The following is a 1,514-nucleotide window of genomic DNA, read 5'->3' on the forward strand; positions in this document are numbered from 1 at the left end:
GGCTCTTTGTCAATAAGGACTGATGAGTTGCGAAAAATTAAATCTGGGTCAGAATGAACCTCATTCTGGCTCAGATTTTTTGTTATCTAACATTGATTAATTGATTGGTCAAAAAGATTCTAATTTTCATGTTCTCAAATGATCTAAAACCGTAGGATACTCGTTTCATCGTTTTTATGTGGGTATTCTTTGCTTCTATTTTTCCATTGGAGTAAGGATAAATCATCGCATTGGCGATGCCTTCTTCGTAGGTCAGAAGGTTTTGAAGTTTCTCACGAAAGCCGTCATCTAACGTTTCGGGAAGTTCTGCCAATAAAGAGAAAAACAAGTCAGGGTCTTTGTCTCGAAAAGCTTCAACTAATTCATGGAAAAAGGGATATGCCTCCTTTAGGGGCGTAGAAAAGCTAAGCAACCGATCAATCATCATTGCTTCAGTAAGAAATGGGTATTTAGGTGCTCGGAAACTTTTCCATGTTTTATACTCATAGTGGTTAATGTTTGCACGATTTTTTAGCAGAAAGCGCCAGTTCTTTTTCAGTTTTTCTGCATGGCTTTTCTGTCCTGCTTTACGCAGTTCATTCATTTCACGGATACGCAACTCATTGAAAGCTTGATTCATGTGTTTGACAATATGAAACCGATCAATCACTACTTTCGCATTTGGCAGAACGCGTTTGGTAAGCTGGAAGTAGGCGGCGTTCATGTCTGTGACTAAGAATTTTACTTCTTCTGGATTGATGCAGCCCAAGAAATAGTTTGTTAATCGAGGTAATTTACGCGTAGGTAAGATATCAATTAAATTACCTGTTTCTCCATCTGCGCAAATAAAGCTTATTTTATCTTCTATGGAAGTGTGCGAACGAAATTCATCAACCATCAATACTTTGGGGAGAATCCTCTTAGTGGGCTTTGGTAAATAGCTTTTAAACTCTTTCAATGTACGAATAACGGTAGTCAAAGATACCTGACAGCTTTTCGCAATAAAAGATAAAGAGACTTTTTCAGTCAGTAAAGAAGCAATTTTATATCTGACATGATCCGCAATTGAATGTCTTGGGCGGACAAAATAGCTTTGAGCAGTCCAATGGGTTCGACAGTTTTTACAGGTATAGCGTTGCTTTTTTAAGCGCATAACCATTGGCATATGATTGTATTGTTCAAAGCGGACAATGATTTCCTTCTTCCCATTTTTCACGACAATTGCTTTCCCGTTTCCATCTACCACAGTAGAACCACAACTTCTACAGGTACGAGGATCAGGTGAGAGAATGGCATTAATGACCAATGTCTTTTCCTTATGAAAGATCTCGTAAGAGATCTCAGTAATCATCAAATCTTTATCTATTAATCTCAGCATTTTTTTGATAGAATCATTCATATAGCATATCGTCCTCTCAGTTGTTTATTTTGTGGTGATTTAATCATACTAGAGAACGATATGTTTTTTAATACCTAAAATGAAAATGGGACTGAAGAATCAATTTTGATTCATCAGTCCCATAAATTATAGAGCC

At 37.0% G+C, this 1,514-nt stretch carries 1 protein-coding gene; it reads right to left on the reverse strand.

Annotated elements, in window-relative coordinates:
* Window positions 1-82 precede the first annotated feature (82 nt).
* Window positions 83-1,378, reverse strand: a complete 1,296-nt coding sequence (locus I2F89_RS15385; protein WP_195514606.1) for an ISL3 family transposase — start codon at window positions 1,376-1,378, stop codon at window positions 83-85.
* Window positions 1,379-1,514 lie beyond the last annotated feature (136 nt).

Origin of the sequence: Enterococcus sp. 1001283B150225_161107_E12 (assembly GCF_015556925.1) — a bacterium.
GTDB classification, from domain to species: Bacteria; Bacillota; Bacilli; order Lactobacillales; family Enterococcaceae; genus Enterococcus_B; species Enterococcus_B mundtii.

Coding starts and splice junctions, on each gene's coding strand:
- I2F89_RS15385 (WP_195514606.1), bottom strand. CDS start 1,378: ATGAATGATTCTATCAAAAAAATGCTGAGATTAATAGATAAAGATTTG.